7 protein-coding genes and 3 pseudogenes are annotated in these 8,869 nt (G+C 44.4%); 2 read left to right on the top strand and 8 right to left on the bottom strand.

Annotated features, from left to right (window positions below; translation table 11 throughout):
• From RIC07_RS03905 to RIC07_RS03885, 5 genes and pseudogenes are all read right to left on the bottom strand, one after another.
• Positions 1-329: pseudogene (locus tag RIC07_RS03905) on the bottom strand (hypothetical protein); the annotation flags it as partial.
• Between the two features lie 41 nt (positions 330-370).
• Complete coding sequence (locus RIC07_RS03900; RefSeq protein ID WP_446393363.1) at positions 371-520, bottom strand: hypothetical protein; 150 nt, start codon at positions 518-520, stop codon at positions 371-373.
• Positions 521-558: 38 nt separating this feature from the next.
• A pseudogene (locus RIC07_RS03895) lies at positions 559-942 on the bottom strand (IS607 family transposase); the annotation flags it as partial.
• 67 nt (positions 943-1,009) lie between these two features.
• Positions 1,010-1,186, bottom strand: coding sequence for a hypothetical protein (locus tag RIC07_RS03890; RefSeq protein ID WP_446393362.1), 177 nt, complete (start codon positions 1,184-1,186; stop codon positions 1,010-1,012).
• A gap of 480 nt (positions 1,187-1,666) precedes the next feature.
• Positions 1,667-1,927 (bottom strand): chlororespiratory reduction protein 7, encoded by a 261-nt coding sequence (locus tag RIC07_RS03885; RefSeq protein WP_446380244.1) that lies wholly within the window; start codon positions 1,925-1,927, stop codon positions 1,667-1,669.
• 143 nt (positions 1,928-2,070) lie between these two features.
• On the opposite strand from RIC07_RS03885, the gene RIC07_RS03880 reads away from it, so the two are divergent.
• Together RIC07_RS03880 and RIC07_RS03875 are read left to right on the top strand one after the other, a co-directional pair.
• Complete coding sequence (locus RIC07_RS03880; RefSeq protein WP_446393361.1) at positions 2,071-3,495, top strand: protein adenylyltransferase SelO; 1,425 nt, start codon at positions 2,071-2,073, stop codon at positions 3,493-3,495.
• A gap of 110 nt (positions 3,496-3,605) precedes the next feature.
• Positions 3,606-4,646 carry a tetratricopeptide repeat protein gene (locus RIC07_RS03875; RefSeq protein WP_446393360.1) on the top strand — a complete coding sequence of 347 codons (1,041 nt, stop codon included), beginning with the start codon at positions 3,606-3,608 and terminating at the stop codon, positions 4,644-4,646.
• 153 nt (positions 4,647-4,799) lie between these two features.
• On the opposite strand, the gene RIC07_RS03870 is transcribed toward RIC07_RS03875, so the two are convergent.
• The 3 genes and pseudogenes from RIC07_RS03870 to RIC07_RS03860 all read right to left on the bottom strand — a co-directional run.
• Positions 4,800-6,785 carry a pentapeptide repeat-containing protein gene (locus RIC07_RS03870; RefSeq protein WP_446393359.1) on the bottom strand — a complete coding sequence of 662 codons (1,986 nt, stop codon included), beginning with the start codon at positions 6,783-6,785 and terminating at the stop codon, positions 4,800-4,802.
• 157 nt (positions 6,786-6,942) lie between these two features.
• Positions 6,943-8,280 (bottom strand): hypothetical protein, encoded by a 1,338-nt coding sequence (locus RIC07_RS03865; RefSeq protein ID WP_446393358.1) that lies wholly within the window; start codon positions 8,278-8,280, stop codon positions 6,943-6,945.
• 322 nt (positions 8,281-8,602) lie between these two features.
• Positions 8,603-8,869, bottom strand: a pseudogene (locus tag RIC07_RS03860) (RRXRR domain-containing protein); the annotation flags it as partial.

The following is an 8,869-nucleotide window of genomic DNA, read 5'->3' as shown; positions in this document are numbered from 1 at the left end:
ACTTGATTTTGAAGTCGGTGGATATATCGCTTTTTATGATGCAGACCTTGACGCAGATGATACCAGTTAGTTTTTCTCGTCTTCAGGTTTGACGACAAGGGAAAATTACAGCCGTTTTTGGAGGCTTTCCAGTTCTTTTTTTCATAGAACTTCCGAGCCAACTTAATTTTCTTTGTGGCTTTGGCTACCCAATCTTTCCCTGACTTAACTCGTGATTCTAATTGCTTTATCTGGATTTTTCTACAATATGCAGCTGAGGCAGTTTTTCCTTTAGCTAATGCAATTACTCCGTTAGCATAACGCTTGCTGATTCCGTATTTCTCTTGCATAAGACTATTCCAACTGGATTGATTAAATTTTATTTCTTTATTTAATAAATTAAATGGTTAACGGTTTCAACTGTTGCTTGATAGAATATATCGGACAATGAAGTTAAAAACATCTCCAATTCGGTAAAACCGATGGGATTAAGTTCATCGGCGGGAGTTGGCAAGCCTTTGCAATAAGTTATCGTCGTCATAGCTTTTTGGCTACCTCCCTCAGTTCATCCACTATTTTTTTGTTCTTATGCGTTAATACCAGCCTTTCTACTTGGTAACTGGTAATTAATTTGATTAATCTAATCAGTCCTTTCTTTTTATAGTTCATGCCACTACCGAGATCTTGAATAATCTCAAATTCCCATCCCTGTTTGGCACAGTAACTTTCTAAGACTAAAACTTGTCTATTTAGATCGTCTTTTTGGTCGTGACTAGATACTCTAGCATAACCAACGGTTAATTCGTTACCCGATTTATTACCAATTAAGTCAACAATATCGTATCGACGATGACCACCAGCTGTCCGAGAAGCTCGTATTTTGCCGTTGAGTTCCCATCGGTGCAAAGTTTTGACCGTCACACCTAGTAGAGTTGCTGCTTCTTGGGGCGTTAAACTAGACATTGCCTAATTATATCATAGAAAATGTCCAGTTATGTCACTAATTGTCTAGATATTTACGGACTGTTAGTTAACCCCACCAGCCCGTTATATCAAGCCAACCTAGAACATGGGGACTCATCAGAATACCCAACAGCAGCGCAATAGTCGAGTCGGAAAAATACATCCGCCGCAGTGGTTTAGACAGTAGCCCCACAGCCACAACCAGTGCGGCGATGGCGGTTATAGCAATGTTTAGCTGATTCATGATGAGTAGGATAGGGCTGGTTTACACAGATTTACCGATTTATTAGTCAATAAATCCTTTGACTAAATTATCATTCTTACAAAAACTTGAATCATTCTTTATAAGTTAATAAGTTAAAATAAAACTGTGAATTTAAGAATATACCTAAAGGTAGATCATAGGAATAGGCAAAGTAATTATGCAGTAATTGTATTGACAAGAATCAACTATATCCAACTATATAAAGGTGTATTGATAACTATTTATACTGTATACAGCAAAATGAAAGTGATGAGGTAATTAATACGCTCCAACAAATGCCCGACCCAGAATATGGAAGTCTGGCAGATGTAGAAAAAGGCATTGGTGAGATTAAATAGTTAATGAAATTATTGGCATAAAAAAGCAACCACGCCCATTACTGAGAGGGTTTTAGAGTTTAATTTAAAAAGGTCAATTTACAAGGAACTCCAGACGTTGAAGGTCAGGAGTCCTTTTTTACTAAGGCTTTTCTAGCCGCACGATATACCATTGCAAATATTCTCCAGGTTCCATATCCAAATCACAAGCAGTTTCCATTAAATACTTGGCTTGTTCCTCCACAGAAGAAAACTGCTGTAAATCACGGGGTAAATTATCCTGCCGTGTTGCTAAAATAGCTTTGAGTTTTTCCAGTAACTCTTCAGGTGTGAGAAATTGCTCAGGTTGGTTCGTTTCCAGAACAACATAAGCATCCTCTTGGTACATGATTGAATCAGGCATGGTTCATTCCGGGTATAGTTCAACAGTGATTAGTCTTGGTTCCCCGTTCCTAGGCAGAACCTGGAATGCTCAGAACACAAGGTTGGAGTCATTCCTTGCATTTAGTATAGAAAAATGACCAATGATCCATAACCAATATCAATATGTTTCTCTCCCTGGAATATGAAAGAGCGTTAGAATCCCTAGGCTATGACTATTTTGATGAAGTCGCCGCCGCCGAATTTCCCTGTCATCACCTGCGGTTCCGTAATGACCAACTGCTGCCAATTTTAGGGTTAGACCCGCAAAGGGTGACAGATGCCGATTTTATCCAGGCTTTTGGTCAGTTTGTGGGCATACGACCATTTTTAGCACTACGCTATCACGGGTATCAGTTTGGCGAATATAATTCCAGATTGGGAGATGGTCGCGGCTTTCTCTTTGGTCAGGTGCGGGGAAGTGATGGCGAACTGTATGATTTTGGCACGAAAGGTTCTGGGACAACTCCCTATTCTAGGGGTGCGGATGGTCGATTGACTCTCAAAGGTGGAGTACGGGAAGTTCTAGCGGCGGAAGCGTTGCATGGTTTAGGTGTGCGTACCTCTCGCTGTTTAAGTTTGATTGAAACCGGGGAACATTTGTGGCGAGGGGATGAACCGTCACCCACTCGTTCATCGGTGATGGTACGGATGAGTCGTTCTCATATCCGGTTTGGCACGTTTGAACGGTTGCGCTATTTTAAGCGTCGGGATTTAATTAAAATGCTGCTCGATCATGTCATTGATTATTACTATCCGCATCTATTGCAACAGCAGGATAGAGTTGAGCAATATCGCCAATTTTACGCCGAGTTAGTGAAACGAGTGGCAGAGTTAGCGGCTCAATGGATGGCAGCAGGCTTTTGTCATGCTGTTTTAAATACGGATAATATGTCGATTACGGGGGAAAGTTTTGATTATGGTCCTTATGCGTTTATCCCCACCTATAATCCTGTGTTTACAGCGGCGTATTTCGACTATTACGGACGCTATTGTTATGGCAATCAACCGAGCATTTGTCGGTTGAATTTGGAAATGTTGCAGCAACCGTTAGGCATGGTGATTCCGGTTGCTGATATGGAAGCTGGGTTAGCGGCTTATGAGGAACAGTATTATCAGGCTTATCGGCAGTTGATGCTAAATAAGCTGGGATTTGAGCAAGTGAATGAATCACAAGGGAATGAGTTATTGAGGAGGACGATTGAGTTGTTAAAGGAAACTCAGGTAGGATATCATGCCTTCTTCACCGAATTAACCCAGCAGTTTCACCCAAGTTGGCGCGATGATGTCTCACAAATTTTTAAGCAGGCGTCTTTTTGCCAGTCGGCTGAACAGCAAGTATTGTTAGCCAATTGGCGCGAATTATATAATCATATTTTGCAGGATTTGTCAACGGATGAGTTGACGAAAATGGCTGAGCGGTTACAGGAGAAAAATCCGAAAACCGCATTGCTACGACCGATTATTGAAGAGGTTTGGGCAGCTATCGATCGCGACAATAATTGGCAACCGTTTGATGAATTGGTGAGACGCTTACAAAGAAAAAAATAATCTTATACCGGATTTGACCAGATTTGATCGGACGTGATCGCTTGACAATGTTTCGGTTTTGTAAGATGATAAAATACCTTTAAGTGTGCGTCTGCCGTTAAGAGTCTACTATGTCTGGATCTCGGTTTTCCCGCCCACCTCAACCCCAACGCCAACCGATACGGGGATGGCATCTGGTTGGTTTGCTAGCGGCTAGTGCTGGGGTCTACCTGATGGGTCAGTATTATTGGCTTCGCAAGACTTACACTGAAGGCGAGCAGGCTTACACCGCAGCAAATTGTCAAGTCGCCATTGCCGAGTTTGATTGGGTGATTAATAAGGGTGAGCAATTCGTCGATTTCAACGACTATATAGCTCGCGCTAGAGCGAAAAAGGCTGAATGTCAAGCATTTCAAGACGTGGTTGAGGAACAGAAGACGGCAACACCCGAAGCCGTACTGGTGGCGTATGAAGAATTTGTTAGTCGTTATCCCAGTGGTGCATTAGGGCAGCCAATTCGCCAAAAGACAGCTAGTTTGTTCGAGGAAGCGGGGATAGAGGCATTGGCTCAACCCAGCGCCTGTGAACGAATCGATAAATTAGTCGAAAACCAATTGATTCCAGAACCCAATCAGAACTCGCCCTCTTTCTACCAAGCTTGCGGTCAGATGTACAGCAAGGGTAACGACTACACCAATGCCGTTAAGATGTACGAAGGGTTTCTGGAAAACTACCCCCAGCACCAACTGGCATCAGAGGTCGAGTTAGCCTTAGCCAAGTCTATGGTAGCAGAGGCGAAAGCTCAAGGCGCTGGAAAAATCGAACGCCCCGGAGTTAGTGGTTGGACAGTGTCTGGGACGACGGTAGTGGAGATTCGCAATGACTCACCGGAAGATATGCGGATTGTCTTTAGCGGTTCTGAACCACGATTTGAAGAATTAGAACGCTGTGAAGACTGCCAAAAGTATATGGGTACAGGTCCAGAGTCCTGTCCCGCCAAAGGACCTGTGGGGCGTTACACACTCAAACCCGGTCAGTATGATGTGGTGGTGAAATCCATTCGCGATGGCGGCGTCAGACCGTTCACAGGAACTTGGGTACTCGACGATGGTACAGAGTACAATAGCTGCTTTTTCATTGTGCAGCAACCCGGAGCCGAATTTGAGGAGTGATAAGTAGTCGGACAAAATAAAACGGTACTGTATTAAGTTTTGTAAATCGTCCTCAAACCTTTACTGTTCCCTGTTACACACCGAGCGAAGTCGAGGTGTTCCCTATTCCCTGTTCCCTAATCTCAACCGTTAACTTTAATTGTGTCCACCTACTTATTTCAAATAAATCAATAAATTCAGCCCAGGAATAGTACGAGAAAGCGTCCATAATAACAGAGCAATATAAGCCAGACCCAAACCCCACTGATACCACGCCAACAGACTAATAATACCGGGAACATGTTCCTCTCTCAGGCGAATATCATTAAACCCAAACTTAAGTAAATTATTAAAACTAAAGTCATAATAATTCAGCCAATTCCAGCGACGATCCCAAAGAATCGGCATATAGCGATCGCGGAAAAAGCCAAATCGAGGCATAATCGGGAGGCGTCCAATCAGGAGGCGTAATTGCCGCATCCCCCCATCTTCGACAAAATAGGTGATATTTAGCATATCGTGATAACGCCCTTGCCGATACAGTTGCCACACCAGCAATAGGGGTATCGGAAACAGAAGTCCCGCCAAACACAATAGCGTTAGCCACGGTTGTTCACTGGTTTGAAAAATCGCGATCGCACCGCCAAAGATAGCCGCCGCTCCACTCCCCACCATGTACACTGTTTCTAGAGAGGTGGGTAGAATCGGTTTAGGGTAACGTCGCCGCCAACGGTCAAGCAACCAAAACAGCAACCCGAAATAGGCGATCGCAATCATTCCCACGCCGAACACTAAGCCAAAACTTGTACCATCGGCACTTAATAGCAGCAGTAAACTTAATCCCGCCCAGTGTAACCCATCAATTAGCCAATGGCGCGATCGCAGATTGATATCCTCGCGACCCATTAATTGGAGAATGCTACCCAGTAACCGTCCCCACAGTTGTTCTCGTCGTAATCGTTCCCGGAGATAATCTAAGGAATTCGCATCGGGAATTTGTTCTTGTTCGCGAAAGTTGCGGACTAAATTTCGCAGTACATCTTCATTTCCTTCGAGTTTGGGAACGGATAGGATTTGTCCCACATGACCCGCATCACCAAAAATTTTAGCTTGGTCAGAGTCAAACGTCATCCCAGCGACTTTAACATAAGCATTGGGGGAAAAGCGGGTATTACTAAAATCCATTTGGTCGAGTAGACTCGCATCCCGCATTAAAATCGGTTGCTGGAACTGACTTCCCCGGAAGCTAGTGGATTTTTCCCACGTCGCCTCGGTGAATAACAACGACTGAGTAAACCGACTTTTGCTTAACAACGTGCGATCGCGCCAAATCACTTGGGAAAAATCGGCATCTTGTAGCCATTGGCTTCCGGTAAAATTGGCTAACTGCACAAACTCCGCCTGACTAAAATTCCCATTTCCATGAAACGTAGACCGACTAAAATTGGTTATCCCTTTAAACTCCACCTGAGTAAACCCGGCTTTATCAAAGAAGGTATCACCGCTGAAGTTAATATCTCGACCAAACGTAGTGTTACTAAAATCAACAGATTGGCTAAAACTACTCCCTGACCAATCGACTTCCTGGATAAACACAGCCTCAGAGACTTCTAAGCGTTGCAGAAAGAAGGTATTGGCGAAATTAATCGCACCACTTAGACGAGTTTGATTCAGTTTTAGAGTCCCCCGAAAGACTGTAACCGAGGGAACTTGGTCACTGGCTTCGGTAATAAAGCGAGAATCTTTTGCTAATTTTTCTTGTTCCTGTTCAGTTAACAAGGAAGGCAATGTGGCTTGGGAGAGGGCGGTTTGCAAGCCTAATTTGCTAGCGGTAAACTCCCCTTGAATTAAGGATTCACTTAAGTCTAAAGCGAGAGGGGTTTGAGAACGAGTCAGCTTGCTTTGCAGGTGTTGATAGAACTGATCCCGAAAGTCTGTATTCTCGTTGGTTAAATCAATAACAAACTGGCGCAGATCAATCGTGGAAATGCCTTCGCTTTGAATGGGGGATTCTAGGCGTTCTTCCAGGAGTTCCAGGGTTAACGGTTGACGTTCTGGAGTGGCGGCGAAGGCGGGGAGGGGGATGAGGAGGAGAAGAAACGTAAGCAGGAATCCGAGGAGTCGCTTGGGGAAAGGGTGTAAGAATTTAATTGGCTTCAAGGTGATTGTATCATTAGAGGTTGGTTCAATTATTTTACCGGGTTAACCATCTCCAGATTTTATAGCAGAAGATAGAAGGTTTATTATTGGTATAATTACGAATCACAAATGACGTAGCTTGCTTCTCGCGCTCTTCGAGTATGACAAATGACTTTTTTTAGGGTTGAACCTGCTGAAGTTTATTTTGGGCGGAGAGCAAAAGTTCTTGAGCTTTCGGGTAGGATGTTGTCCCCGATTGTACCTTATTGAGTTGATTAATAATACCCTGAAGCTGACTAATGGTCAGATTCCGATCAATCGCCGCATCGGTAGGTGTGTTGGCGAGCAAACGTTGAATTTGACGTTGAGCTTCCTCCAGGGCTTGTATTGATTCCGCCTCGGCTGAGGAGCGAGTTTGGATAATACCTAAGTTAGTTTGATAAGTGGCAAGTAATTTTTGGGCTTCTAGATAACCTTGATCATCTAGGGGAACTTTTTCCAATCGCGCGATCGCTTGTTGCCAAAGTTTCTGGATTTGTTGCCATTCAGCGACAGTATGGGGCGGATTTTGAGCCGCTTTAGCCGCCGCAAAAGCAAATTCTTGAGCCGCACCAATCAGGGAACCGGTACGCTGGTTATCTACCGCAAAGCCAACCACTTGCTGAAAGTCCCGTTGATAAGCTAGTAACTTGGTTTTTGCGGTTTGTCCGGCGAGGGTTGATGAGGGGATTTGCTCGATTTGATCCAGTGCGGTTTGCCAGGATGTGATCGCGTCTCGTTTATCCGTTGGTGTTGCGGCTTGCTGGTACTGCTGTTTGGCTTGATTGAGTGCAGTTTCGGCTTTTTCTAGTTCACTCTGAGCATTTTTCTCCTGGAATACCTTGGCTTCCATACGAGCCACGTTAGTCCGAGCGCTTTCAAATTCATCGAGGGTGAATTTCCAGCTACAGTTAAATAAGCTACAGTAGAATTTAGGTTCGTAGCCTAAGAACCAAACGGGTAATTTGTCAAGATGAGTTTGGGCTAACTTAACTTTTTCTTCCCCTAAACTGAAATCTGCGGCACTGGTTGCATTATTAATCAGTTGATCGGCTTGTTCAACGTTGCGAATGGTTTGGCGATAGTTATGATCCATCTGGATATAACTGGGTAATAATACTAGGGGTGCTGTCCGCGCCACTGGACGCCGGATCATTGGGTAAGGCAGATTCACCAGCCAAACTAAACCCGCCATACTCCCCAAGATTGCTCCTGTCCAAGCAATTTTACTAAATAGTCCTGGCGGCTGATTGGCAATGGCTGCTTTGTTTAGTTCTGTTTCGCTGAATTGGGGTAAAACATCCACAACCGTTTCTCGGAGTTCGGCTAATGAAGCGGGGGAACCGGGTTGCGATCGCAGTTTTTTTAACCGCTTGAGGACGATTTCTCGTTCTACCTGATTGACTGAAGAGTCTCCGGTGCAGTGGTGAACTTCTGCACAGAGGATTTTAAAGGCGCGATGATTGAGGCGATTCATGGTGGAGATGCTCAATATTATCTTCTAGTTTTGCAGACCCTTATCCCCTTTGTCTAGCTACGGCGGCGGTTTCTTGTATAGGACGGCATCTCTAGTGTTAGTCCATTTTAATGGACTTCAGCTATAAGCCAAGAACTTGAGTTCTTGGCGGGTGTCGGGGCTTACTTTAAATTAGAAGACAATAATGCTGCGAGTTGGGTTTTAAACTGATTCAATTCAAACAATTCATTAGCCGGGAAACAGTAGGGGCGCAAAGACTTGCGCCCGATTCAATGGTCACATCTAATCCACAATTTTAGCTGTGTAAGTCCAGTAGGATGCGTTAGGCATAATTAGAGTCATCGTATATCTCGTGAGACTCCGGGTTCAGCGAAGCAACCCGGAGAGGGATAGAGGTCAAATCAACCCTTCCAACAAGGGGAGATTTGACAATCCAGTCGCAGGCACAACATTTCGACTTCGCTTGGCGGCGAACGATTAACCCCGTGCTTCGCTGCAACAACCGGACTTTCTTGGCAGTAAACTGCCCAAGTCTTTTCCAGCTAGCATCGCTAACTGAAACCTGCTTCTCAGTGTCTCCAGAACACCA

This window comes from Coleofasciculus sp. E1-EBD-02, assembly GCF_040218245.1.
GTDB lineage: Bacteria > Cyanobacteriota > Cyanobacteriia > Cyanobacteriales > Coleofasciculaceae > Coleofasciculus.
The sequence above is the reverse complement of the archived record's forward strand: the minus strand, read 5'-3'. Positions and strand labels throughout refer to the sequence as shown.